The sequence below is a fragment of the Streptomyces sp. NBC_00078 genome, assembly GCF_026343335.1.
In the GTDB taxonomy this organism is placed as follows: domain Bacteria; phylum Actinomycetota; class Actinomycetes; order Streptomycetales; family Streptomycetaceae; genus Streptomyces.
Genome location: NZ_JAPELX010000001.1, coordinates 6,492,513 through 6,517,889 on the forward strand (window position 1 = coordinate 6,492,513; position 25,377 = coordinate 6,517,889).

Here is a 25,377-nt window from a genome sequence, read left to right on the forward strand (position 1 = left end):
TCAGTGAAAACCGGTGCCGTGTCGCCGGACACCCGTGCGATGCTCGGGCTCGTGGAGACCAGGTCCGTCAGTCCGGTGTTCGTCGGTCGCGCCCAAGAACTGGACACGCTGAACGATGCGCTCGCCCGCGCCGCCGCGGGCGAGCCGCAGGCGTTGCTGATCGGCGGCGAGGCCGGGGTCGGCAAGACCCGGCTGGTCGAGGAGTTCGCCACCGCCGCCTGCCGGGCGGGCGCCGTCGTGGCACTCGGCGGGTGCGTGGAGATCGGCGCCGACGGACTGCCGTTCGCCCCGTTCTCCACGGCCCTGCGTGCCCTGCGCCGCGAACTGCCCGATCAGCTCGCCGCCGCGGCCGCCGGGCAGGAGGAGGAACTGACCCGCCTGCTGCCCGAGTTGGGCGAGTCCAGCGGAGGTCGCCACGACGAGGAGTGCATGGCCCGCCTCTTCGAACTCACCGCCCGACTCCTGGAGCGCGTCGCCGCCGACCGCACCGTCGTCGTCGCCCTGGAGGACCTTCACTGGGCCGACGCCTCCACCCGCCACCTCCTCGCCTATCTCTTCCGCACCCTGCGCACCGGCCGCCTCGTCGTCCTCGCCACCTACCGCGCCGACGACATCCATCGCCGCCACCCGCTGCGCCCCCTGCTCGCCGAACTCGACCGGCTGCGCACCGTCCGCCGCATCGAGCTGGCCCGCTTCAACCGGGAGGAGGTCGGCCGTCAGATCGCCGGCATCCTCGCCGCCGAACCCGACCCGACTCAGGTCGACGAGATCTTCGAACGCTCCGACGGCAACGCCTTCTTCGTCGAGGAACTCGCCGTCTGCGCCCACGAGGGCTGCCGCACCGGACTCACCGACTCCCTCCGCGACCTGCTCCTGGTCCGCGTCGAAGGCCTGCCGGAGAGCGCCCAGCGGGTCGCCAGGATCGTCGCCGAAGGCGGCTCCACCGTGGAGTACCGGCTGCTCGCCGCTGTCGCCCGGCTCACCGAGGACGACCTCATCGACGCGCTGCGGGCCGCGGTGAACGCCAACATCCTGCTGGCCACGTCCGCAGGCGACGGCTACCGCTTCCGCCACTCCCTGGTCCGCGAGGCCGTCAGCGACGATCTGCTGCCCGGCGAGCGCTCCCGCCTCAACCGCCGCTACGCCGAAGCCCTGGAGGCCGACCCCACGCTCGTCCCCGCGGGCGAGCGCGTCATGCGCCTGGCCAGCTACTGGTACCACGCCCACCACGTGGCCAAGGCCCTCCCCGCCGTCCTGGACGCCTCCGTCGTGGCCCGCTCCCGCCATGCCTACAGCGAACAACTGCGGCTCCTGGAGCGGGCGATGGAGCTGTGGGACACCGCCCCCGAGGAGACACGGGACCGGCTGCGCCCCATCGACTACACCGAGGTCTACCCTCCCTGCGGCTGCGACCCCGCCACCACGCCCCTGCGCTACCTCGACCTCATGGCCGAGGCCGCTGTCGCCGGTCGGCTCTCCGGGCAACGGGAACGCGCCCTGAAGATCACCAAGCGCGCACTGCATCTGCTGGGGGACGAGGGCGACCCGCTGCGCGCCGCCTGGTTCTGGGTCCAGCGCTCCCGGCTGGTGCAGGCCCTGGCCCGAGGTGACGGCTGGCAGGAACTCGGCACCGCCCAGCAGCTCATGCGCGGCCTGCCGCCCTCCGAGGTGCACGCCGAGGTGCTCGCCACCGCCGCCAACTGGTCGATGCTCCACGAACCCGGCCCCGACGCCCTCTCGGCCGCCGAGCGTGCCGTCGAGTACGCGCGCATGGTTGGCGCCCGCGAGATCGAACTCAACGCCCGCCTCACCCTCGGCGGCCTCATGGTCGACGCGGGCTCCGCCGAGCAGGGCCTCGCGGAGATGTACGAGGTCAGGGACCGCGCTCTGGCCGAAGGCGTCTCGTACGTCGCCGGCCGGGCCTACGTCAATCTGCCCTCCGAACTCGACGCGGTCGGCCGCACCCGGGAAGCCGTGCCCCTCCTGCAGGAGGGCCTCGTCTACACCCGCAAGTTCGGTCAGTTGGACTCCGAGGCCTGGGTGTGGGCCAACCTCTCGGAGGCGCTGTACTCCCTGGGCCGCTGGGACGAGGCCGCCGACGCCGCCGCGGGCGCCCTGCGCGTGGGGCTCAGCGCCAAACCCCAGGGCGGTGGCGCCGTGTGTCTGGCGCACGTCGCCCTCGGCCGCGGCGACCTGCCTGAGGCGGCCCGCCAACTGGCCTCCGCCCGCGCCTACTTGGGCACGCACGACCCCATGCCTCAGCACACGTTCCTCCTGTCCCGCATCGAGATCGGCGTGGCCGCCGGCGAGGGCCGGCTCCTCGACGCCCGAGCCGAACTGGCCCGCGCCCTGGTCCCCGACATTGCGCCCGGCACCCAGCGCTACGGCTGGCCCCTGCTCCTCGCCGCCGCGACCGCCGAGGCCGACGCCCGCACCCTGCCCGTCGCGGCGGCGGGCCGCGCCGAGGTTCTCGAACGGCTCCGCGAGGCCGCCAGGAAGACCACGACCGACGCCCCCGTCTGGCTCGCCCACGAGCGGTGGGTGCGCGCCGAACTCACCCGGGCCGAGGGCCACGACAGCGCCGACACCTGGTCGGAGGTGGTGACCGCCTTCGAACGCCTGGACCGGCCCTACGACCTCGCCCGCGTCCGCCACCGCCTGGCCGAGGCACTCCTCACGGCCGGCGGCGAGGACGAGCGCGATCGTGCTGCCGAGCTGCTGCGACTGGCCCACGCCGTCGCCGACCACCTCGGTGCCCGCCCGCTCGCCGACGCCGTGGCGCTGCTCGCGCAGCGCGCCCGACTGGCCCTGGGCCGCGTCCCGGCCCAGCGGCCCGCCGACCCCGCCGAGGCCCTCGGCCTCACCAGCCGGGAACGCGACGTCCTGCGCCTGGTGGCCGCCGGCCGCACCAACCGCCAGATAGCCGAGGAACTCTTCATCTCCCCGAAGACGGCCAGCGTCCACGTCTCGAACATTCTGGCCAAGCTCGGCGTCTCAGGAAGAGGAGAGGCCGCCGCCGTGGCCCATCGGCTGGAGCTGTTCGCGACGGGGGACGGAGACCGGCTGGTCGCCGGATGAGAGAGGGGACACCGTGTTCAACGCCTTCGAGGAACTGTTCGCCCCCGGCCGCAAGCACACCCACGACGAAGAGAAGCGGCTGGAGCTGACCCGGGAGGACGTGGGGGACGCGGACCCAGGGCGCGGCCCGATAGATCTCTCGTCCGGCAAGGTCGTCGTACGACGGCCGAGCCCCGAGACGTCGCAGACGCCGGAGGTGCCGGAGGAGCGGGACGAGCCGGACGGGTCGAAGCCCACCGAATAGCCGCGGCCGGCCAAAGAGCGGCAGCCTCCTACTTCACCTGCAGTTCCAGGATCCGGTCGTCCCCGCTCTTCGGGTTCCCCCGGCCGTCCGTGTTGCTGGTCGTCAGCCACAGCTTGTCGCCGCCCGCCGACACCACCGTGCGCAGTCGGCCGTACGTGCCGGTGAGGAAGGCCTGCGGGTCGGCCGAGGCCTTCGTGCCCTTCAGGGGTATCCGCCACAGGCGCTGGCCCTTCAGTCCCGCCATCCAGACGGAACCCTCGGCGTACGCGATGCCGCTGGGGGAAGCGTCGTCCGTGTGCCACTGGGCTATCGGGTTGTGGTACTTGGAGTCGGACGACCTGCCCTCGGCGTCCGGCCAGCCGTAGTCGTCACCCGGCTTGATCGCGTTCAGCTCGTCCCAGGTGTCCTGGCCGAACTCCGAGGCGAACAGGCGTTGTTTGGAATCCCAGGCGAGGCCCTGCACATTGCGGTGGCCATAGGTGTAGACGGGGGAGTCCGGGAACGGGTTGCCGGGAGCCGGTTCGCCCTCCGGGGTCAGACGCAGGATCTTGCCGCCCAGGGACTTCTTGTCCTGGGCCAGGCCACGGTCACCGCTCTCGCCCGTGCCCGCGTACAGCATCCTGTCCGGGCCGAAGGCGATGCGGCCGCCGTTGTGGATGTAGCCCTTGGGTATGCCCTTGAAGATCGTGTCGGGCGCGCCCAGCTGTTCACCCGAGGGCTTCTTCGCGTCGTACAGCATCCGGACGATGCGGTTGTCCGAAGGCGAGGTGAAGTACGCGTAGATCATGTGGTCCGAGGCGTAGTCCGGGGAGAGGGCGATGCCGAGCAGACCGCCCTCGCCGGCCGGGGAGACGCCGGACACGGCGCCGAGTTCGGTCTTCTTGCCCGTCTTCTCGTCGACCTTCGTGATCGTCCCCTTGTCGCGGGATGCGACCAGCAGGCCGCCGTCGGGCAGCGGGGTGAGGCCCCAGGGGGTGTTCAGGCCCGTGGCGACCGTCCGCAGCACCTTGACCGACCCCTTGGCGGGCGGGGCCTGCTCGGCCGACTGTTGCGAGGGGGACGAGTTCGCCGTCGTACTCCCCGGCGTCCTGCCGTCACCGGCACCGGCGGACCCCCCGCCTCCTCCTCCTCCTCCTCCGGAAGAGCAGCCGGCCGTCAGCAGGAGCGCGGTCGCGGCCAGCACGGCCGGCACAGCTCGTCGTAGCACGATCTTGGTCCCTTCGGGCGGCGGTCCATCGGCAGGTTCTACTTGTCTTACACCGCTCGCGCCCCGCAGGTTCCCGATCAACCGATCCAGAATCCGAGGCGCCGCAGCCACCCCGTCCGTTTGCGGTCTCGCGACCGTGGTTTCCGCTTCCCGGGATCCCTGCGGGCCAGGATCCCGGCTCGGTCACGATCTCCCTCCCGGCGGCTCCGGGGATGTGGCTGCTGCGGTCAGTCCCAGGATCCCCGTGCGGCGGGCAGCGCCGCCACCTCGGTCAGGTCCTGGGGTGTCAGGCTCAGCGCCGTGGATGCCGCGTTCTCCGTGGCCCAGCGTTCCCGCTTGGTGCCCGGGACCGGGATCACATGCCGCCCCTGCGTGAGCACCCAGGCCAGGGCCACCTGAGCGGGCGTGACCCCGTCGCCGTGGCGGGCCGCGACGCGGCGCAGGCCCGCCACGATCGGCTGGTTCGCGGCCATCATCTCCGCGGTGAAACGGGGGTGGCGGGCGCGGACGTCGTCCGGTTCGAATCCCTCACCGGGTGTGAGCGTGCCGGTCAGGAAGCCGTTGCCGAGCGGCATCGCGGCCAGGAAGCCGACGCCGCGCGCCTCGCACCACGGCAGCAGCGCCTCCAGCGCCTCCGGCGACCACACCGACAGCTCGGCCTCCACCGCGCTCACCGGGAACACCTGCTGCACCCGCTGAAGCTGCCTGATCGTCGCGTCGTGCAACCGCCCGCCGGGCCTGCGGCCGCCCCGCGCACCGACCGCGCACAGCCCCAACGCCCTCACCTTTCCCGCCCGGACGAGCTCCGCCATCGCACCCCACGTCTCCTCGACGGGCACCTCGGGGTCCGCGCGATGCAGCTGGTAGAGGTCGATGACGTCCGTCTGCAGGCGCCGCAGCGACGCGTCACAGGCGCGCTTCACATAGCCGGGGCGGCCATTGGCCACGATGTGCTGCTCGCCCACCAGCAGCCCCACCTTCGTCGACACGAAGGCGTCCTCGCGCCGCTCCTTCAGCACCCGCCCCACCAGCAGCTCATTGGTGAACGGGCCGTACATGTCGGCCGTGTCCAGGAGCGTCGAGCCCGCGTCCAGCGCGCGCTGCACGGCCCTGACCGACTCGTCGCCCCGCTGCCGCGACCCGCTGTACGCCCAGCTCATCGGCATGCACCCAAGGCCGACGGCCCCCACCTCGAGCGCCCCCGCGCCGATCGTCCTGCGCTCCACCTGCTCGTGACCCTCCCTCTCCAGGCCCCCCAACCTAACCTCTGCACTCCTACGGGCCTGACATAGCCTCCTGACATGACTGCTGACCTGACTCCTGACGTGTGGCTTCCCCTCCCGCCGGACACCGTCGAAGGGCTTCCCGAGGGCCCCAACTACCGCTTCTGGGACGGCGCCGACGAGTTCCCCGCAGACCCGGCCGACTGCGCCTACTACGTCGTTCCCTACATGAAGCCCAGTGAGGTGGCCGTACGTCCCCTGCCCGAGTTGCACGGTGTGCAGGTCGTGCAGACGCTGTCGGCCGGCATCGACAACGTCGTACCGGGCCTGAAGCACCTGCGTCCCGGCGTTCAGGTGTGCAACGCGCGCGGGGTGCACGAGGCGAGCACCGCCGAGCTCGCGCTCACCCTGATCCTCGCCTCGCTGCGCGGCGTCCCCGACTTCGTGCGCGCCCAGGGCCGCGGAGAGTGGCTCGGCGGGTTCCGGCCCGCGCTGGCCGACCGGAACGTCCTCATCGTGGGATACGGGTCGATCGGATCCGCGATCGAGGACCGGCTCGTTCCGTTCGAGGTCGCGCGGGTGGCGCGCGTCGCGCGCTCGGCGCGCACCACGGTGCGCGGTCCGGTGCATCCGCTCTCCGACCTGCCCGCCCTGCTCCCCGAGGCGGACGTCGTCGTCCTCGTCACGCCCCTCAACGAGTCCACGCGCGGCCTGGCGGGCGCCGACTTCCTGGCGCGTATGAAGGACGGCGCGCTCCTGGTGAACGTCTCCCGCGGCCCCGTGGTCGACACCAAGGCGCTGCTCGCGGAGGTGGAGACCGGTCGTATCACGGCCGCCCTCGACGTCACCGACCCCGAACCGCTGCCGCGTGAGCACCCCCTGTGGCGCGCGCCCGGCGTTCTCATCAGCCCCCACGTCGGCGGGCCCACGTCCGCGTTCCTGCCCCGCGCCAAGCGGCTGCTCGTGGACCAGTTGACCCGATTCATGAACCGGGAGCCGCTGCGCAACGTGATCCTTACGACAGGCGCAACCGGCGCGTGACCCCATGGAGTTGAGCGTCCCGCGTGTGACCCGCGCGAAGGGCGCAACAGGCGCGTAATCCGTTTCCGGTACCCTCCGCAACCTTGCGGACGCGGTCCGTGCTCGCGTTTCCACTGGTCGTCACGGAGCGTAGAGGAACTATGTCCCTGAGTGACGAGACTGGTGTATCGTCCGAGCAGGGGCTGCGCCGCGCACCTACGGCGCCGGGGATGGACATTTCAGACTGTGAGGGGGGCGACGGACTATGCACGGCCCATGGACGAGCGATCCGACGCGACGGGGCCGCCGACGGCGACCCTGGCGTACGGCCGCGTGCAGACGCGGTCACCACGGCAATCACGGCTGCCGTCACGGCCATCACCACCGAATTCACGGCAGCCGCCGCAGGCATGCGCACCCAGCGCACCGGGACCCGGGAGCGACGCGGACCTGGAGGGCCCGGTGAGCTCGCCCCCGCCTCCCACGACCACCCTCGACGGAGCGCTGCGGGCACAGCCCTCGTCAGGGGCGCTGCGGCCCCGTCCGCCGGTCGTCGGCGGGCGGCCCTGCATGGTCCACCAACTCGTCCTGGCTCTGGTCTGCGCGGGATACGCCGTCGGTTCCGCGTTCGACTGGGGTTCGGACTATGTCGCGCTGGTCATGGGTGATTTCGGACTGAGCGCCGCAGCGGCCGCCGCCGCCGTGTCGCTCTTCCTGTACGCGCGCAGCCGCCGTATCCGCTTTCGGCCCGCCTGGCTGCTGTTCTCCCTCTCCTCGGTGATGGCCGCCCTCGGCAACGCGGTCTGGGGATGGTACGAGGTCGTGCTGGGGGAGCCGGTGCCCACTCCCAGCTATGCCGACCTGTTCTTCCTGTGCTTCGCGCCGCCCGCGATCGTAGGCCTCCTCGTGCTCGCCAAAAGGCCGGTCACCAAAGCCGGTTGGGTCTGCCTCGCGCTGGACGCCTGGCTGATCGGCGGCTCGCTGCTCACGCTGTCGTGGAGCCTCGCGCTCGCCCAGGCGGCCAAGTTCGACGGGCCGAGCGTCGCGCACACCGCGCTGTCGCTCGCGTATCCGCTGCTGGACATCGCCCTGGTCAGCATGGTGCTCGCGCTGCACTTCAGGCGCTCGGCGGTGAACCGCACCGCGGTCAACACCGCCATCGGCGCGCTGGCACTCACGGTGATGTGCGACGCCCTGTTCACCTCACCGCTGCTGCACAACAACTACCACTCGGGCCAGTTGCTCGACGCCGGCTGGTTCGCCGGCTCCCTGCTCCTCGCGTACGCGCCCTGGGCCGCGCGCCCGAGCGGACGGGCGGAGGCCGACGGCCGCGAGTCCGACGGGTACACCCGCGTGGTGCACGAACACCTGCCGGGCCAGCGGGGCGGCGCCCACCAGCACCATCCGGCCCCCCAGGGAGGTGATCACAGCCGGTATCCCGCCTCCCGGCCCATCGCCGGCTCCCTGGCCGCCCTCACGCCCTACCTCGCCGCCGCCGTCTGCACGCTGGGGATCCTCTACAACGTCCTCAACGGCCGCAGCGTAGACCGCGTGGTGCTCCTGACCGGCGGCACGGTCGTGCTCGCCCTCGTGGTGCGCCAGGGCATCATGCTGCTCGACAACATCACCCTCACCCAGGAACTGGCGCAGAAGGAGAACCACTTCCGCTCCCTGGTGCTCGGCTCCAGCGACGTCATCATGATCGCCGCACCCAACGGCATCCTGCGGTATGTCTCCCCGGCCGCGGCCGGGGTCTACGGACGCCCCGCCGAGGATCTGGTGGGAACGGAACTGGCCAATCTCATCCACCCGGAGGACCTCGGCTGCGTGGTGCACGAGGCGCGCCGCTTCCTCGCAGCGAGCCCGCTGGAGGAATCCACCACGCGCATCGAGTGCCGCTTCCGGTCCGGCGACGGCGGCTGGCTGAACGTCGAGTCGACCGTCAACCGCCACCACGGCGGCCTCATCTTCAACAGCCGGGACGTGACCGAAAGGGTGCGCCTCCAGGCGCAGTTGCAGCACAACGCCGAGCACGACCCGCTCACCGACCTGCCCAACCGCGCCCTGTTCACCCGGCGCGTCCAGCAGGCCCTGTCGGGGCGCCGCTCCACGGACCGGGGCGCCGCGCTGTGCCAGACGGCGGTCCTCTTCATCGACCTCGACGGCTTCAAGGCCGTCAACGACACGATCGGGCACCAGGCCGGGGACGAGCTGCTCGTCCAGGCCGCCCGCAGACTCCAGGAAGCGGTCCGGCACGGGGACACCGCCTCCCGGCTCGGTGGCGACGAGTTCGCGGCCCTGATCGTGGGGGACGGCACCCGTGACCGCTCCGCGCGCGAGCGTCACATCCTGGAGCTCGCCGACCGCCTCAGGCTCACGCTCTCGCAGCCGTATCTCATCGACGGCAACGATGTCCGGGTGGCCGCGTCCATCGGTGTCGCCTTCGCCGAACCCGGCCTCGGCGCAGGAGAGTTGCTGCGCAACGCCGACCTCGCCATGTACCGGGCCAAGGCGGGCGGCAAGGGCCGCGTCGAGCTGTACGCCCCCCAGATGCAGCAGGACGTCGTGCGGAAGGCGGAAATCGCCACGCGCCTGCGTGCCGCGCTGCACGACGGCGAGTTCTCGCTGCTGCACCAGCCCGTCGTCTGCCTGGAGGACGGCCGGATCACCTCGGTCGAGGCGCAGGCGCGCTGGAGGTCCTCGCAGGGGGTGCTGTTCACCCCGGCCGAGTTCCTGCGCGTCGCGGAGGACAGCGACCGCACCGCCGAGCTGGGCCGCTGGATGCTGGAGGAGGCCGTGGAGCAGGCCGCCGAGCGGACCGCGACGGGGCTCGCCGTGCCCGTGGCCGTCCGGGTCGGCGCCCGGCGGCTGCTGGACCGGTCGATGCCGCTCGGCTCGATCGAGGCCCTGCTGACCCGGCACGGGCTGCCGTCCGGATCGCTGGTGATCGAGCTGTCCGACACCGACCCACGGGTCTCCCTGGACGAGCTGGAGCGGAGACTGGGCGCTCTGCGACGGCTCGGTGTCCGGATCGCCCTGGACGGTTTCGGCGGCGGCTTCGCGGCGATCACGGCACTGCGCAGACTCCCCGTCGACGTGCTGAAGCTCGACCGCAGCCTGGTCGAGGGCGTCGTCGAATCCGCGCGGCTGCACAAGATCACCAGTGGGCTGCTCCGGATCGCCGGAGACCTCGGGCTGCAGTCCGTGGCCGACGGTGTGGACCTGCCCGAGCAGGTGGTCGCGCTGCGCGCGATGGGCTGCACCCACGGGCAGGGCATGGCGTTCTCCGGTCCGCTGGACGAGTACCGGCTGTGCCGGGCGCTCGGTTCCGGCCAATATCCGGTGCCGCACGGACCGATCGAGCCGGCGTTCGCGGGCGGCGGCGCGGGGGTGTACACAGGGAGTGTGCCCGCCGTTCTGGGAGGCGGAAGTGGTCTGCGCTCACATAATGAGACTCCCGTCCCACCTACTTGACACATGGTGCGTGCCGGGGGGAGGGTCTGTGCCATGCGCACCCGAATTCTCGTACTTGGAAAGCGCGTCGGCTGAGCTGGTGATGTCCGGACAGAACCGGAACTCCCAGCGACCACACCCGGCGCGCTCCCCTCGCTTGCCTTTTGGCACGAGGGGTTTTTTGTTGCACAGGCACCAGTCGTGCAGCGCTTGAACACCGCAGAAACCTCGCAAAAACCCTCAGCATCGAGAAGAGACTGACGATGACCGAGCAGGCCACCGGGGCCCATCCGCAGCCGCGGCCCCGATCCGGAGGACAGCAGTCCGCACCCGAGTACGTCACGGGTGCGAAGTCCCTCATCCGCTCTCTCGAGGAGGTCGGGGCCGACACCGTATTCGGCATTCCCGGCGGTGCGATCCTTCCCGCGTACGACCCGATGATGGATTCCACCCGGGTGCGCCACGTCCTGGTCCGCCACGAGCAGGGCGCAGGCCACGCGGCCACGGGCTACGCGCAGGCCACCGGCAAGGTCGGCGTGTGCATGGCGACCTCCGGCCCCGGTGCCACCAACCTGGTCACCCCGATCGCGGACGCGCACATGGACTCGGTGCCGCTCGTGGCGATCACCGGCCAGGTCGCCTCCAAGGCGATCGGCACGGACGCCTTCCAGGAAGCGGACATCGTCGGCATCACCATGCCGATCACCAAGCACAACTTCCTGGTCACCAAGGCCGAGGACATCCCGCGGGTGATCGCGCAGGCCTTCCACATCGCCTCCACCGGGCGTCCCGGCCCGGTCCTGGTCGACATCGCGAAGGACGCGCTGCAGGCGCAGACGACCTTCTCCTGGCCGCCGGTCATGGACCTGCCCGGCTACCGCCCGGTGACCAAGCCGCACGCCAAGCAGATCCGCGAGGCCGCCAAGCTGATCACCGCCGCCAAGCGGCCCGTCCTCTACGTCGGCGGCGGTGTCATCAAGGCACACGCCACCGCCGAGCTCAAGGTCCTCGCCGAGCTCACCGGAGCGCCCGTCACCACCACCCTGATGGCGCTCGGCGCATTCCCCGACAGCCACCCGCTGCACGTGGGGATGCCGGGCATGCACGGTGCGGTCACCGCCGTCACCGCGCTGCAGAAGGCCGACCTGATCGTCGCCCTCGGAGCCCGCTTCGACGACCGCGTCACCGGCAAGCTGGACAGCTTCGCCCCGTACGCCAAGATCGTCCACGCCGACATCGACCCGGCCGAGATCGGCAAGAACCGCGCCGCGGACGTGCCGATCGTCGGTGACGCGCGCGAGGTCATCGCCGACCTGGTCCAGGCCGTGCAGAAGGAGCACAGCGAGGGCCAGCAGGGCGAGGCCGCCAGGTCGAAGTACGCGGCCTGGTGGAAGGACCTGAGCCGCTGGCGCGACACCTACCCGCTCGGCTACGACCAGCCCGAGGACGGCTCCCTGTCCCCGCAGCATGTCATCGAGCGCATCGGCCAGCTCGCCCCGGAGGGCACGATCTTCGCGGCGGGCGTCGGCCAGCACCAGATGTGGGCCGCGCACTTCGTCCAGTACGAGAAGCCCGCGACCTGGCTGAACTCCGGCGGCGCCGGAACGATGGGCTATGCGGTCCCGGCCGCGATGGGCGCCAAGGCCGGTGTGCCGGACCGGGCGGTCTGGGCGATCGACGGCGACGGCTGCTTCCAGATGACCAATCAGGAACTCACCACCTGCGCCCTGAACAACATCCCGATCAAGGTCGCCATCATCAACAACGGCGCCCTCGGGATGGTCCGCCAGTGGCAGACCCTCTTCTACAACCAGCGGTACTCCAACACCGTGCTCCACAGCGGCCCGAACGACGTCAACCCCGACGCCAGGGGCACCCGCGTCCCCGACTTCGTGAAGCTGTCGGAGGCCATGGGCTGCTACGCGATCCGCTGTGAGTCCCCGGAGGACCTCGACAAGGTCATCGAAGAGGCGAACTCCGTCAACGACCGCCCGGTCGTCGTCGACTTCGTCGTCCACGAGGACGCCATGGTGTGGCCGATGGTCGCCGCAGGCACCTCCAACGACGAGGTCATGTTCGCCCGGGACGTCCGCCCCGACTTCGGCGACAACGAAGACGACTGAGCGAGAGAGACGAAAGAGAAATGTCCAAGCACACGCTCTCCGTCCTGGTGGAGAACACCCCGGGCATCCTGGCCCGGATCGCGGCCCTGTTCTCCCGCCGCGGCTTCAACATCGACTCGCTCGCGGTCGGCGTCACCGAGCACCCCGACATCTCCCGCATCACCATCGTGGTGGGCGTGGAGGAACTGCCGCTGGAGCAGGTGACCAAGCAGCTCAACAAGCTCGTCAACGTGCTGAAGATCGTCGAGCTGGAGCCCGGGCAGGCCGTTCAGCGCGAACTCGTTCTGGTGAAGGTGCGCGCCGACAACGAGACGCGCTCCCAGATCGTCGAGATCGTCCAGCTGTTCCGCGCCAAGACCGTCGACGTCTCCCCGGAGGCCGTGACGATCGAGGCCACCGGCAGCGGTGAGAAGCTGTCGGCCATGCTCAAGATGCTCGAACCGTACGGCATCAAGGAACTGGTGCAGTCCGGCACGATCGCGATCGGCCGTGGTGCCCGCTCGATCACGGACCGCTCGCTGCGCGCTCTCGACCGGTCGGCATAACGGCGCAGTCGGGCGGCCGGGTGACTCGGCCGCCCGTATACCGAGACCCCGAAACTTCCCTTCCGCCCGCCGTCATACGGTGGGACGCAACGCCTGCACACAAGGAGAGAACCCAAAGTGGCCGAGCTGTTCTACGACGCCGACGCCGACCTGTCCATCATCCAGGGCCGCAAGGTCGCGGTCATCGGTTACGGCAGCCAGGGCCACGCCCACGCGCTGTCGCTCCGTGACTCGGGTGTCGACGTCCGTGTCGGTCTGCACGAGGGCTCCAAGTCCAAGGCCAAGGCCGAGGAGCAGGGCCTGCGCGTGGTCACGCCGTCGGAGGCCGCCGCCGAGGCCGACGTCATCATGATCCTGGTGCCGGACCCGATCCAGGCCCAGGTCTACGAGGAGTCCATCAAGGACAACCTCAATGACGGCGACGCCCTGTTCTTCGGCCACGGCCTGAACATCCGCTTCGACTTCATCAAGCCCCCGGCGAACGTCGACGTCTGCATGGTCGCCCCCAAGGGCCCGGGCCACCTGGTGCGCCGCCAGTACGAGGAGGGCCGCGGCGTTCCCTGCATCGTGGCCGTCGAGCAGGACGCGACCGGAGGCGGCTTCGCGCTCGCGCTGTCGTACGCCAAGGGCATCGGCGGCACCCGCGCCGGCGTCATCAAGACGACCTTCACCGAGGAGACCGAGACCGACCTGTTCGGTGAGCAGGCCGTTCTCTGCGGTGGTACGGCCGCGCTGGTCAAGGCGGGCTTCGAGACGCTGACCGAGGCCGGCTACCAGCCGGAGATCGCGTACTTCGAGTGCCTGCACGAGCTGAAGCTGATCGTCGACCTCATGTACGAGGGCGGCCTGGAGAAGATGCGCTGGTCGATCTCCGAGACCGCCGAGTGGGGCGACTACGTCACCGGCCCGCGCATCATCACCGACGCCACCAAGGCCGAGATGAAGAAGGTCCTCGCCGAGATCCAGGACGGCACCTTCGCCCGTGAGTGGATGGCCGAGTACCACGGCGGCCTGAAGAAGTACAACGAGTACAAGACCGCCGACTCCGAGCACCTGCTGGAGACCACCGGCAAGCAGCTGCGCAAGCTCATGTCGTGGGTGGACGAGGAGGCGTGACCTCGGTGTCCCGTCGCGGCGCCCTCTGCGGGGGGCGCCGCCACGGGGCCTCACCCCGGACCCTGTACACAATGGAGTTTCACGTCCGGGTGATCCTTCCGCGGAGGCGCAGGACGGCCTCCACCGCGCCACTACACTGGCGCACAACATACGCGTCAGGCCCACAGCGTCGTGCGTCTTCCACGCGGCCAGTACCCTCCACCGCCTGCGGCCGTCGGGACGGCCGTCCGCATTGGACTTGTGAGGACTCACGTGAGCTCGAAACCCGTCGTACTCATCGCTGAAGAACTGTCGCCCGCGACCGTGGACGCACTCGGCCCGGACTTCGAGATCCGGCACTGCAACGGAGCGGACCGAGCCGAACTGCTCCCGGCCATCGCCGACGTCGACGCGATCCTGATCCGCTCAGCGACCAAGGTCGACGCCGAGGCCGTCGCCGCCGCGAACAAGCTGAAGGTCGTCGCACGAGCCGGCGTCGGCCTGGACAACGTCGACGTCTCCGCCGCCACCAAGGCCGGCGTGATGGTCGTCAACGCCCCCACCTCGAACATCGTGACCGCCGCCGAGCTGGCGTGCGGTCTCCTCGTCGCCACCGCCCGCCACATCCCGCAGGCCAACGCCGCGCTGAAGAACGGCGAGTGGAAGCGCAGCAAGTACACGGGTGTGGAGCTGGCCGAGAAGACCCTGGGTGTCGTGGGTCTCGGCCGTATCGGCGCGCTGGTCGCCCAGCGCATGTCCGGCTTCGGGATGAAGGTCGTCGCCTACGACCCCTACATCCAGCCCGCGCGGGCCGCGCAGATGGGCGTCAAGGTGCTGTCCCTCGACGAGCTGCTCGAGGTCTCCGACTTCATCACCGTCCACCTGCCCAAGACGCCCGAGACCGTCGGCCTCATCGGCGACGAGGCCCTGCGCAAGGTCAAGCCGAGCGTGCGGATCGTCAACGCCGCGCGCGGCGGGATCGTCGACGAGGAGGCGCTGTACTCGGCGCTGAAGGAGGGGCGCGTCGCGGGCGCCGGTCTCGACGTGTACGCGAAGGAGCCCTGCACGGACTCCCCGCTCTTCGAGTTCGACCAGGTCGTCGCCACCCCGCACCTCGGTGCCTCCACCGACGAGGCGCAGGAGAAGGCCGGTATCGCCGTCGCCCGCTCGGTGCGGCTCGCCCTCGCCGGTGAGCTCGTGCCCGACGCGGTGAACGTCCAGGGCGGTGTCATCGCCGAGGACGTCAAGCCGGGCCTGCCGCTCGCCGAGCGCCTCGGCCGCATCTTCACCGCGCTCGCCGGCGAGGTCGCGGTCCGCCTCGACGTCGAGGTGTACGGCGAGATCACCCAGCACGACGTGAAGGTGCTGGAGCTCAGCGCGCTCAAGGGTGTCTTCGAGGACGTCGTCGACGAGACGGTCTCGTACGTGAACGCCCCGCTGTTCGCCCAGGAGCGAGGCGTGGAGGTGCGGCTGACGACCAGCTCGGAGTCCGCCGACCACCGCAACGTGGTCACCGTGCGCGGCACGCTCACGGACGGCGAGGAGGTGTCGGTGTCCGGCACGCTGGCCGGCCCGAAGCACCTGCAGAAGATCGTGGCCGTCGGCGAGTACGACGTCGACCTCGCGCTCGCCGACCACATGGTGGTGCTGCGGTACGAGGACCGTCCCGGTGTCGTCGGCACGGTGGGCCGGATCTTCGGCGAGGCCGGGATCAACATCGCCGGTATGCAGGTCGCTCGTGCGGCGGCGGGTGGCGAGGCGCTGGCCGTGCTGACCGTCGACGACACGGTGGCCTCCGGTGTGCTGGCCGAGGTCGCCGAGGAGATCGGGGCGACGTTCGCCCGCTCGGTGAACCTGGTCTGAGGTGGCCGTCGCCTGGGGGCTGCCGCCCCCGGGCCCCCGCTTCGGCCTGAACGGCCTCGTCCTCAAACGCCGGACGGGCTGAGATGGCTGAACTGGTCTTGTCGTGTGAGGCCGGACGGGCTGAGGGATCTCAGTCCGTCCGGCTTTTTGTGTGCCTTGCTACTCCTTGACGTTGATCCCCCGGAGCGCCCGCGCCGCCAGCATCGCCGCCCCCGCCAGGAGTACCGTCCCGGCGATCGCCGCCCCCTGCATTCCGCTCGTGAACGCCTCCCGGGCCGCCGTCGCCAGGGCGTCTCCCGTGCGCCCGGGGAGTTGGCCGGCGACCGCCAGCGCGCCGCCCAGGGTCTCGTGGGCCGCGTCCGGGGCCGAGGCCGGGATGTCGTGGCGGTAGACCGCCGTACCGATGGAGCCGAGCACCGCCATGCCCAGCGCGCCGCCGAACTCCGCGCCGGTCTCCATCAGGGCGGACGCCGAGCCCGCCCGCTCCACCGGGGCGCTGCTCATCGCGAGGTCCATGATCTGCGAGATGACCATGACGATGCCGGAGGCGAGCACGCCGCACGCGGTCAGCACCAGCCACAGCGAGTCCGTGCCGGCGAGGGCCAGCAAGGCGTAGCCGCAGGCGCCGATGGCGAAGCCGGCGGTGACCACGTAGGCGCGGTTGACGCCCTTCTGGACCAGGGCGGTCGCCAGCGGGGCCGCCATGCCGATCGGCACCGAGGGGAGCAGCGCCCACAGGGCCGCCTCCATCGCGCTCTTGTCGAGCACCGACTGCAGGTACTGCGTGGTGAAGAACGCCGAGCCCAGCATTCCGAACGAGGCGACGAGGTTGAGGGCGACCGAGGGGGCGAAACCGCGGCTGCGGAACAGGGCCGGGTCGATCATCGGTGAAGCCGCGGTGCGCTGGCGGTGGACGAAGAGCGCCGCGAAGACCAGGCCGACGGTGATGGAGACGACGTACCGCGCGTGCCAGCCCTCGGACGTGATCTCCTTCAGGCCGTAGATGACGGGGAGCACGGCGGCCATCGACAGCGGGACGCTCAGCCAGTCGAAGCGGCCGGGGGCGGGGTCACGCGACTCCGGCAGCAGGACCGGGCCGAGGACCAGCAGCAGTGCCATCGCGGGCAGGTTGACCAGGAAGACCGAGCCCCACCAGAAGTACTGGACCAGGACACCGCTCATCACCGAGCCGAGGGCGATGCCGGCCGTCATGACGCCGGACCACAGGCCGATCGCCTTCGCACGCTGCCCCGGGTCGGTGAACATCGTGCGGATCAGCGCCATCGTCGACGGCATCAGGGTCGCGCCGCCGATGCCGAGCACCGCGCGGGCCGCGATGAGGGTCTCGGCGCTGCTGGCGTAGGCCGCGATCAGGGAGGCGGTGCCGAAGGCCGCGGCGCCGATCAGGAGGAGCTTGCGGCGGCCTATGCGGTCGCCCAGGGAGCCCATCGTCATCAGCAGGCCGGCCAGGACGAAGGCGTAGATGTCGAAGATCCACAGCTGCTGGGTGCCGCTCGGCTCCAGGTCCGCGCTGATCGCGGGGATGGCGAAGTAGAGGACCGAGACGTCCATCGAGACCAGCAGCAGCGGGAGCATCAGCACGCCCAGTGCGGTCCATTCGCGGCGGCCGGCGAGACGGCCGGCCGGGGTGGTGGTGCACGTCGAGTTCGTCATGCCACGAACTGTACGAGCGTCTTAAACGCTTGTCTAGAACGAGTGTATAATTCATCTGTCTAGGACAGTTGTATGGATCGGGGGTATGGTGGCGGGCATGGGACATCGTGAGGATCTGCTCGAAGGCGCCAAGCGCTGCCTGCTGGGGAAGGGGTTCGTGCGCACGACCGCGCGCGACATCGTCAAGGAGTCGGGGACGAACCTGGCCTCGATCGGCTACCACTACGGGTCGAAGGACGCGCTGCTGGTGCAGGCGTACGTCTCGTTGATCGAGGGCCTCGGCGAGACGTTCGACCCCGGCTGGGGTGCCGGGGAAGTGACGACGCCCGCCGGGTCGCTGGAGCGCTTCCAGGAGGTGTGGGCGAACATCATCCGCTCGCTGCCCGAGTCCCGTTCGGTCTGGATGCTGAGCCTGGAGATCATCGTCAACGGCGACCGCCTGCAGGAGGTGCGCAAGCTGCTCGCCGAGGCGCAGGAGCAGGGCCGGTCGGGGATCGTGCCCCTGTTCAACGGCATCCCCGAAGACCAGCTCGACAAGGAGACCGTCGACACGGAGGGCCGTTTCTACCAGACCCTCCTCAACGGCCTCATGGTCCAGTGGCTCTTCGACCCGGACTCCGCGACCGGCGCCGAGCAGCTCACCGAGGGGCTGCGGCGCGTGTTCGCAGGAGTCGAGAAGCGCTGACACGCCCGCCCCGCATCTCGTCGGGGAGCCCGGCGACGTGGCGGTCTCAGCATGGGAGCAGGCGTTTCGGCGACCCGGGTGGCGTAGGTCGCGCGTGGCCGGAGCCAGGGCGCCCAGCATCAGTGCGTCCGTCACGCGAAGGCCCAGGGGTAGCAGCCCCTACAACCGCGCCCCCTTCAAAGCCATGTGCAGCAGCAGCCGGTCCTCGCCGTCGTCCAGGTCGAGGCCCGTGAGCTGTTCCACCCGGGACAGACGGTAGTAGAGGGTCTGGCGGTGGATGCCCAGTTCGGCCGCGGTGCGGCCGGCCTGGCCCGCGCAGTCGAGGTAGGTCTCGGCGGTGCGGGCCAGTTCGTGGTGGGCGGGGGAGAGGAGGGCGCCGACCACCGGATCGTGGGCCACCTCCGGCGGCAGCGAGGTCAGCAGGCGGAACGGCCCGATGTGCGCCCACTCGGCGACGGGACCGAGCCGGGGCTCCGCCAGTGCGGCCCGCGCCGCAGCGGAGGCCTCCCGCCAGGCCGTGGCGAGTTCCGCGAGACCGGTGCGCGCGGCGGCGACCCCGGACGCCGCCGCGGCGCCGCCCTCCAGCCGCCGCGCCCGCTCCAGCAGCCGCCCCGCCGCCGAGGTCGCAGGTGTCAGGGCGTCCGCCGAGCGCAGCCGCACCAGCAGGGCGAGGGACTGGGACGCGTCGCCCCACGGCACCGTGCACAACGCCGTCGCACCCGGCACCGTACGGACCGAAGGCGCGTCGTCCGGGTCGGCCGACGGCCAGGGGGTCACGCAGACCACGGTGTGCGGGCCGTCAGCCCGCGCCCCTAGCGCCGTGCGCAGCTCGGCCACCGCCATCTCCTGCGGCCAGCCGCGTTCGGCGGTGAGCACGGCCCGCAGTTCCCGGGTGAGGTCGGCGCCGTGCTGCGCCTCGTCCGCGAGCAGGGCGCCGATGCGGACCGTCACGTCCATGGCCGCGGTCAGCTGCCGTTCGGTGGGGCCGGGGTCGGAGTCCAGCAGCCAGACATAGCCCAGGACGACCCCCCGATGGCGTACGGGCAGGCAGACGCGCCCCCGGTGCACGCCCGCCTCGGGCGTCGGCGGGATGCGGACCGGGCCCGTCGCCCGGGTGATGCCGAAGCCCTCGAACCAGGAGCGGACGGTGGACGTCGAGCGCCGCGTCAGGATCGAGCGGGTGCGCACCGGGTCCAGGGCGGAGGCGTCGAGGTCGCCCTCACTGTCGTACGCACCGAAGGCGATCAGCTCGAAGTCCCGGTTCTCCAGGGTCGCGGGGGCGCCGAGGAGCTCCGAGATCTCGTCGACCAGCTCCTGGTAGTCACCCGCGCGGTGGGAAGATGCAGCGTCGCCCGTCACTCGGGCATTCTCCCGCATTTCCACGCCCCTTCATACATCTGTCTGAGATCTGCGGCACGGATGCGTGACAGCTGTCGATGGTCGAAGGGATCCCTAGGTTTCACGGTGGTCCTGTCTGCTGGTCTGTGGAGGTGCCCCGTGCTGGGTCCCGTGATTCTTGCCGCGTCGCGCAGCGACCGGATGCGACGCCTGATCTCGGCGGCCCCGGTGACCAAGCAGGTCGTCGACCGCTTCATCCCCGGTGAGACCGTGGACACCATCGTGCCGATCATCGAGGACCTCACCGGCCGCGGTCTGGAGCTGACGATGGACGTCGTCGGCGAGGACATCACCACCCCCGAGCAGGCGGCCGTGGCACGTGATGCCTATCTGGCGCTGATCGGGCGGCTGAGTGACCTCGGCCTGGGCGAGCGGGTCGAGATGTCCGTCAAGCTGTCCATGTTCGGACAGGCGCTCCCCGGCGGTCACGAGCTGGCCCTCGCCAACGTCCGGCCCGTCGTGGAGGCCGCCGCCGCCATCGGCACGACGGTCACGCTCGACGCGGAGGACCACACCACCCTCGACTCGATGTTCGCCATCCACGAGGTGCTGCGGAAGGACTTCCCGCAGACCGGCTGCGTCATCCAGGCCTACCTCTTCCGCACCGAGTCCGACGCCCGCCGCCTCGCCGCGAGCGGCAGCCGGGTACGGCTCGTGAAGGGCGCGTACAAGGAGCCCGCCGAGGTCGCCCACCAGCAGAAGCACGAGATCGACAAGGCGTACGTCCGGGTCCTGAGGACTCTGATGGAGGGCGAGGGGTATCCGATGATCGGGTCCCACGACCCGCGTCTCATCTCCATCGCGCAGGAACTCGCCCGCAAGGCCGGGCGCAAGCCCGACGAGTACGAGTTCCAGATGCTGTACGGGATCAGGAGCGACGAGCACCTGCGGCTGGCCGCCGAGGGTCACCGCATGCGCGTCTACACCGCCTACGGCACCGACTGGTACGGCTACTTCATGCGGCGCCTGGCGGAGAAGCCGGCCAACCTGCGCTTCTTCGTCCGCAGCATGATCAGCAAGGGCTGAACCCGAACACCCGCTCACGTACAAGGAGTTACGGATCTCATGGACGCTGTGACCCAGGTCCCCACCCCCGTCAACGAGCCGGTGCACGGCTATGCCCCCGGCTCGCCCGAGCGCGCCCGGCTGGAGGCCAGGCTGAAGGAGCTGGCCGAGAACCCGGTCGACCTGCCGATGACGATCGGCGGCGAGAAGCGGATGGGCGGCGGCGAGCGCTTCGACGTCGTGCAGCCGCACAATCACAAGGCCCGTCTGGGCACCTACGCCAACGCGACCCAGCAGGACGCCCAGGACGCCATCGACGCGGCCCTCGCCGCCGCGCCCGCCTGGCGTGCGATGGCCTTCGACGACCGCGCCGCGATCATCCTGCGCGCGGCCGAGCTGCTGTCCGGCCCGTGGCGCGAGACCCTCGCCGCGTCCACCATGCTCGGTCAGTCGAAGACCGCCCAGCAGGCCGAGATCGACTGTCCCTGCGAGCTCATCGACTTCTGGCGCTTCAACGTCGCCTACGCCCGCGGGATCCTGGCCGACCAGCCCCCGGCCAACTCCACGGGCGTCTGGAACCGCCTGGACCACCGCCCGCTGGAGGGCTTCGTCTACGCGATCACGCCGTTCAACTTCAGCGCGATCGCCGGCAATCTGCCCACCGCCCCCGCCCTCATGGGCAATGTCGTGGTCTGGAAGCCCTCCCCGACCCAGACCCACGCGGCCGTCCTGTTGATGCAGCTGCTGGAGGAGGCGGGCCTGCCCAAGGGCGTCATCAACCTCGTCACCGGCGACGGCATCGAGGTCTCCAAGGTGGCTTTGGAGCACCGCGACCTCGCCGGCATCCACTTCACCGGCTCGACCAAGACCTTCCAGTACCTGTGGAAGACGGTCGGCAACAACATCGAGAAGTACCGCACCTACCCGCGGATGGTCGGCGAGACCGGCGGCAAGGACTTCCTGGTCGCCCACCCGAGCGCCGACCGTGCGGTCCTCAAGACCGCCCTGACCCGCGGTGCCTTCGAGTACCAGGGCCAGAAGTGCAGTGCGACCTCCCGCGCCTACATCCCGGCGTCCATCTGGAACTCCGGCTTCAAGGAGGAGTTCGCGGCCGAGGTCGACGGCCTGACCATGGGCGATGTCACGGACCTCGCCAACTTCATCGGCGCCGTCATCGACGACCGCTCCTTCGCCAAGAACAAGGCCGCGATCGACCGGGCCGAGCAGGACCCCTCCTGCACGATCGTCGCGGGCGGCTCCTACGACGACTCGGTCGGCTACTTCGTCCGTCCGACCGTCGTCGAGTGCGCCGACCCGGAGAACGAGGTCTTCCGCACCGAGTACTTCGGTCCCTTCCTCGCCGTGCACGTCTACGAGGACGAGAAGTACGAGGAGATGCTGACCCAGATGGAGTCGGTGTCCGACTACGCGCTGACCGGCTCGGTGGTCTCGGGCGACCGTGCCGCCGCCGCGTACACGATGGAGAAGCTGCGTTACGCGGCCGGCAACTTCTACATCAACGACAAGTCGACCGGCGCCGTCGTCGGTCAGCAGCCCTTCGGCGGCGGACGCGCCTCCGGTACCAACGACAAGGCCGGCGCCCCGCAGAACCTGCAGCGCTGGACCCTGACCCGCGCCATCAAGGAGACGCTGGTCCCGCCGACCGACTACACGTACCCGCACATGGGCTGACGTCCGGTCGTCCTGTTCCCGCGGTGACGGGCCGGGAAGCCGATCTTCGGGTTCCCGGCCCGTCGGCCTGTCCGCTCGCATCACACTGGACGCCATGGACGACATGGACGACATGGACCGCAGGGACGACATGGAGACCGTCACGGCCGACGACGGCGTACGGCTGTGGGCCGTGCGGTCGGGGCAGGGCGAGCCGTTGGTGCTGTGCCACGGCGGGCCGGGGCTGTGGGACATGTTCGCGGACGTGGCCGGGCTGCTGGACGGCGTGATCCCGGTCGTCCGCTGGGACCAGCGCGGGTCGGGGCGGTCGCAGCGGAGCGCCGGACCGTGGACGACCGACCGTTTCGTGGCCGACCTGGACGCCGTACGACGGCACTTCCGGCTGGAGCGGATGGCGCTGCTCGGTCACTCCTGGGGCGCGCAACTAGCGTTGAGCTACGCGTTGGCGCATCCGGAGCGGGTGCGGGCGCTGGTGTACGTGTCCGGTACGGGCATCGGCCCCCTCACCGACTGGCACGACGCCTTCCAGAGGAATTTCCTCGCCCGGCTCGGCGACCACCCCGAACGGCTCGCCCGATGGCGGGAGTTGACGGACCGTGCGCGCCGCTCGGAGGACGCGGAGCGCGAGCGGGCGGTGCTTCAGTGGTCGGTCGAGTTCGAGGACCGGGAAGGGGCGCTGAAGCCGGCCGGACGCATGGCCGACCCCTGGTTCGGGATCAACCACGCATGCAACAGGGCCCTCAACGACGAGACCCAACGCACATGGGGCACACCCGAGTTGTACGCGGCCTGCGCGGTCCTCGACGTGCCCGTACTGATCGTCGACGGTGCCCGGGACATCCGTCCGCGCTCGGCGGTGGACTCGCTGGAGCGGGCGCTGCCGCGGGTGCGGCGAGTGGTGCTTCCCCGGGCCGGTCACCTGCCGTGGGCCGAGGATCCCGAGGGCTTTCGCGACGCGGTGGGGGAGGCGCTGTGAACGCAGCCCGCGAACCCGGCCGCGGGCCCGGCCGGCGCCGGACGGGGAGCCGCCGGTCGAGGAAATCACCCCAGGTCAGGGCGGTGTGACCCCACCCGCCGTCTCAGATAGTAGGAAGTCCGAGTAATTGTGGAGACAGACTCGGGTCGCTCCCTTACTTTTGTAGGAGCCGAACGTCTCGCTCGACCAAGCGAATGGCGGTCGTGAGCCGGGCCCCGTGCAGGCAACCCCTGCGGCACCGCTCTCCCGCCCCATCCGGCGTCTCGTAACCCCTTTCCGCACTCCAGGATGTCGAAGGAGTCGATTTCCCATGGCCGAGACGACCGCCCGCCGCCGAGTCCGTCACATTTCCCGCACGAGCGAGTCCGACCGAAAGAACGCCGCGGCCGCCCTCCAGCGCGCCCTGGACCGCAGGGACAACGGCGGTTCGACCGGCCACTGAGCCGGGAACCGCCCACAGACCGGGACCCCACGGGCCGGGAGCCGCACCCGCCCGAGGTGCGGCGCGGGCTCATGCTCCGCGCCGCACCTCGAAGTGGTCGATGCGCCTGCCGTCGTCCGTCAGCGCCGACACCTTGAGGGCCGGCCGAGGGCCGCTCTGCGCCTCCACCGAGAGCAGCGAGAAACCCCGGTAGCGCACCCGCGACCACTCCACGGTCTCCGTGACGGAGGCCTTCGCCTTCGTCCACCGGAACGTGGCGACGGAGTCGTGGTGCGTGACGTGTCCCTCATAGCTCTCCTTCACGCCCGCCGGAAAGCCGTACAGGTCACGGCCGCCGCCGCCCGCCGTGACGTACACGGTTCCGTCGCGCGTCGGATCGGTCGACGCACCGATGGGTACGGGCCTGCCGACCCCGCCGTCCTTGACTGCGTCGGTCCGCTCGTAGACATGGTTGTGGCCGTTGATCACCAGGTCCACCTGGTGCTTGGCGAAGAGCGGCAGCCACTCGGCGCGCACCCCTCCGTCGGAGGCGTGCGTGGAGGTCGAGTAGGCGCAGTGGTGGAAGAAGACGACGACGAAGTCGACGTCCTTCGCCGCCCGCAGCCCGGCCAGCTTCCGGTCCAGCCACTTCGTCTGCCGGCCGCCCGAGTAGCCGAGGTTGGCGGGGATCTCGTACGACACGTCGTTCGCGTCCAGTGCCACGAAGCCGACGTTGCCGTACGTGAACGCGTACACCCCCGGCGCCGTCCGTGCGTCGAAGCCGCTGTCCGGGAGGGACCAGCGGGCCAGCTGGCCGCCATAGCCCTCCGGGGAGTACCAGGCCTCCATGTCGTGGTTGCCGGTCGTCACCATCCATGGCACGGACCTCGCCACCGGCTCGTTCTGCTTGAGGAACAGGTCCCAGAACGCCGGGTCGTAGCCGTCCGACTTCCTGCCCTGGCCGTTGGTGTCGGCGTAGCAGATGTCGCCCGCGTGCAGGTGGAAGGCGGGCTTCTGGCGCAGGATCACATGGTCGTTGGCGGCCGCGGCCTGGCTGACGCCCTGGTCGCCGAAGGCCGTGAACACGAAGGAGCGCGGGGCCGTGGGCGCCGTGCGGAAGGAGCTGATGGTCGAGCGGTGGGCCGGGGACGCCGGGTCGAAGCCCTCGTGGCCGACGCCGTAGTAGTACGTCGTGCCGGGGCGCAGCCCGTCCAGGGCCGCGTGCAGGTAGTACTGCTCCAGCGCCGAGCGCACGCCCGTCACACCCGGTGTGTGCAGGTCGCGGACCTCCGCCTCGATCTTCCGGCTCAGCTCGTCGGGCTTCGTGCCGATCCGGACGTACGGCTTCCGCACCGCGAGCGGCACCTGCCAGGAGAGGCGCATCTGCGTCTTCGGGTCGGCGCCGAAGGAGAGATGGCGCCCGAAGGGGGAGACCACCGAACCGTGGACCTCCGAGGCCGCGGGGGAGGGGGTCTTCCTGCTCGACGGTCCCGCGCCGCCGCCGCACCCCGTCAGCAGCCCGCCCGTCGCCACCGCGCCCGCCGTCACCAGCGTGCGGCGCCGGGTCAGCTTCGTGCGCAGGTAGTCGTGCTGCTCGGCCATGCTCATCCGGCGCGCGAGCTGCGGAGGGATGCCGAAGTCGGGGAGGTCCATGGAAGGGAAGTTCCCAGCGAAT

Annotated in this window: 18 protein-coding genes; 13 read left to right on the forward strand and 5 right to left on the reverse strand. The window is 70.7% G+C overall.

From position 1 onward, the window contains the following. The first annotated feature begins 39 nt into the window (after nt 1–39). Both OOK07_RS30650 and OOK07_RS30655 read left to right on the forward strand, forming a co-directional pair. Nucleotides 40–3,078, forward strand: coding sequence for a helix-turn-helix transcriptional regulator (locus OOK07_RS30650; protein WP_266802082.1), 3,039 nt, complete (start codon nt 40–42; stop codon nt 3,076–3,078). A gap of 13 nt (nt 3,079–3,091) precedes the next feature. Further along, nucleotides 3,092–3,322, forward strand: coding sequence for a DUF6191 domain-containing protein (locus OOK07_RS30655; RefSeq protein ID WP_266799673.1), 231 nt, complete (start codon nt 3,092–3,094; stop codon nt 3,320–3,322). Nucleotides 3,323–3,350: 28 nt separating this feature from the next. Here OOK07_RS30655 and OOK07_RS30660 read toward each other — a convergent pair whose 3' ends face one another. Then, nucleotides 3,351–4,514 (reverse strand): PQQ-dependent sugar dehydrogenase, encoded by a 1,164-nt coding sequence (locus OOK07_RS30660; protein ID WP_266802083.1) that lies wholly within the window; start codon nt 4,512–4,514, stop codon nt 3,351–3,353. 242 nt (nt 4,515–4,756) lie between these two features. Continuing rightward, on the reverse strand, nt 4,757–5,755 hold the full coding sequence (locus tag OOK07_RS30665) for an aldo/keto reductase (RefSeq protein ID WP_266685009.1): 999 nt from the start codon (nt 5,753–5,755) through the stop codon (nt 4,757–4,759). Nucleotides 5,756–5,842: 87 nt separating this feature from the next. Between OOK07_RS30665 and OOK07_RS30670 the strand changes: the two genes are divergently transcribed. The 6 genes from OOK07_RS30670 to serA all read left to right on the forward strand — a co-directional run bounded on the left by OOK07_RS30670 (nt 5,843) and on the right by serA (nt 15,851). After that, entirely contained in the window at nt 5,843–6,793 is a 951-nt protein-coding gene (locus tag OOK07_RS30670; protein WP_266802084.1) for a 2-hydroxyacid dehydrogenase, read from the forward strand. A 441-nt stretch (nt 6,794–7,234) separates the two neighbouring features. Then, the gene (locus OOK07_RS30675) at nt 7,235–10,246 is read left to right on the forward strand and encodes a putative bifunctional diguanylate cyclase/phosphodiesterase (protein WP_266799676.1); all 3,012 of its coding nucleotides are present in this window, start codon (nt 7,235–7,237) and stop codon (nt 10,244–10,246) included. 236 nt (nt 10,247–10,482) lie between these two features. Next, a complete protein-coding gene (locus tag OOK07_RS30680; RefSeq protein ID WP_266802085.1) occupies nt 10,483–12,348 on the forward strand; it encodes an acetolactate synthase large subunit in 1,866 nt (621 codons plus the stop codon). Nucleotides 12,349–12,368: 20 nt separating this feature from the next. Further along, the gene (ilvN, locus tag OOK07_RS30685; protein WP_171152553.1) at nt 12,369–12,893 is read left to right on the forward strand and encodes an acetolactate synthase small subunit; all 525 of its coding nucleotides are present in this window, start codon (nt 12,369–12,371) and stop codon (nt 12,891–12,893) included. A gap of 117 nt (nt 12,894–13,010) precedes the next feature. Beyond that, a complete protein-coding gene (gene ilvC, locus OOK07_RS30690; protein WP_266799678.1) occupies nt 13,011–14,009 on the forward strand; it encodes a ketol-acid reductoisomerase in 999 nt (332 codons plus the stop codon). Between the two features lie 252 nt (nt 14,010–14,261). Further along, entirely contained in the window at nt 14,262–15,851 is a 1,590-nt protein-coding gene (gene serA / locus OOK07_RS30695) for a phosphoglycerate dehydrogenase (RefSeq protein ID WP_266685012.1), read from the forward strand. A 159-nt stretch (nt 15,852–16,010) separates the two neighbouring features. Here the strand turns inward: serA and OOK07_RS30700 are convergent, their stop codons facing one another. Continuing rightward, the gene (locus tag OOK07_RS30700; protein ID WP_266799680.1) at nt 16,011–17,525 is read right to left on the reverse strand and encodes an MFS transporter; all 1,515 of its coding nucleotides are present in this window, start codon (nt 17,523–17,525) and stop codon (nt 16,011–16,013) included. Between the two features lie 97 nt (nt 17,526–17,622). On the opposite strand from OOK07_RS30700, the gene OOK07_RS30705 reads away from it, so the two are divergent. Further along, the gene (locus OOK07_RS30705) at nt 17,623–18,210 is read left to right on the forward strand and encodes a TetR/AcrR family transcriptional regulator (RefSeq protein ID WP_266799681.1); all 588 of its coding nucleotides are present in this window, start codon (nt 17,623–17,625) and stop codon (nt 18,208–18,210) included. Nucleotides 18,211–18,369: 159 nt separating this feature from the next. Here OOK07_RS30705 and OOK07_RS30710 read toward each other — a convergent pair whose 3' ends face one another. After that, nucleotides 18,370–19,587: a PucR family transcriptional regulator gene (locus tag OOK07_RS30710; RefSeq protein ID WP_266685013.1), complete on the reverse strand. Its 1,218-nt coding sequence runs from the start codon at nt 19,585–19,587 to the stop codon at nt 18,370–18,372. 120 nt (nt 19,588–19,707) lie between these two features. Here OOK07_RS30710 and OOK07_RS30715 point away from each other — a divergent pair, with 120 nt between their 5' ends. The 4 genes from OOK07_RS30715 to OOK07_RS30730 all read left to right on the forward strand — a co-directional run bounded on the left by OOK07_RS30715 (nt 19,708) and on the right by OOK07_RS30730 (nt 23,723). Beyond that, nucleotides 19,708–20,634: a proline dehydrogenase family protein gene (locus tag OOK07_RS30715; protein ID WP_266799683.1), complete on the forward strand. Its 927-nt coding sequence runs from the start codon at nt 19,708–19,710 to the stop codon at nt 20,632–20,634. A 39-nt stretch (nt 20,635–20,673) separates the two neighbouring features. Then, a complete protein-coding gene (gene pruA / locus OOK07_RS30720) occupies nt 20,674–22,305 on the forward strand; it encodes an L-glutamate gamma-semialdehyde dehydrogenase (protein ID WP_266799685.1) in 1,632 nt (543 codons plus the stop codon). A gap of 94 nt (nt 22,306–22,399) precedes the next feature. Then, nucleotides 22,400–23,281: an alpha/beta fold hydrolase gene (locus tag OOK07_RS30725; RefSeq protein WP_266799687.1), complete on the forward strand. Its 882-nt coding sequence runs from the start codon at nt 22,400–22,402 to the stop codon at nt 23,279–23,281. A 310-nt stretch (nt 23,282–23,591) separates the two neighbouring features. Beyond that, on the forward strand, nt 23,592–23,723 hold the full coding sequence (locus tag OOK07_RS30730; protein WP_107056436.1) for a hypothetical protein: 132 nt from the start codon (nt 23,592–23,594) through the stop codon (nt 23,721–23,723). 69 nt (nt 23,724–23,792) lie between these two features. Here OOK07_RS30730 and OOK07_RS30735 read toward each other — a convergent pair whose 3' ends face one another. After that, on the reverse strand, nt 23,793–25,355 hold the full coding sequence (locus OOK07_RS30735; RefSeq protein ID WP_266799689.1) for a purple acid phosphatase family protein: 1,563 nt from the start codon (nt 25,353–25,355) through the stop codon (nt 23,793–23,795). Nucleotides 25,356–25,377: the final 22 nt, after the last annotated feature.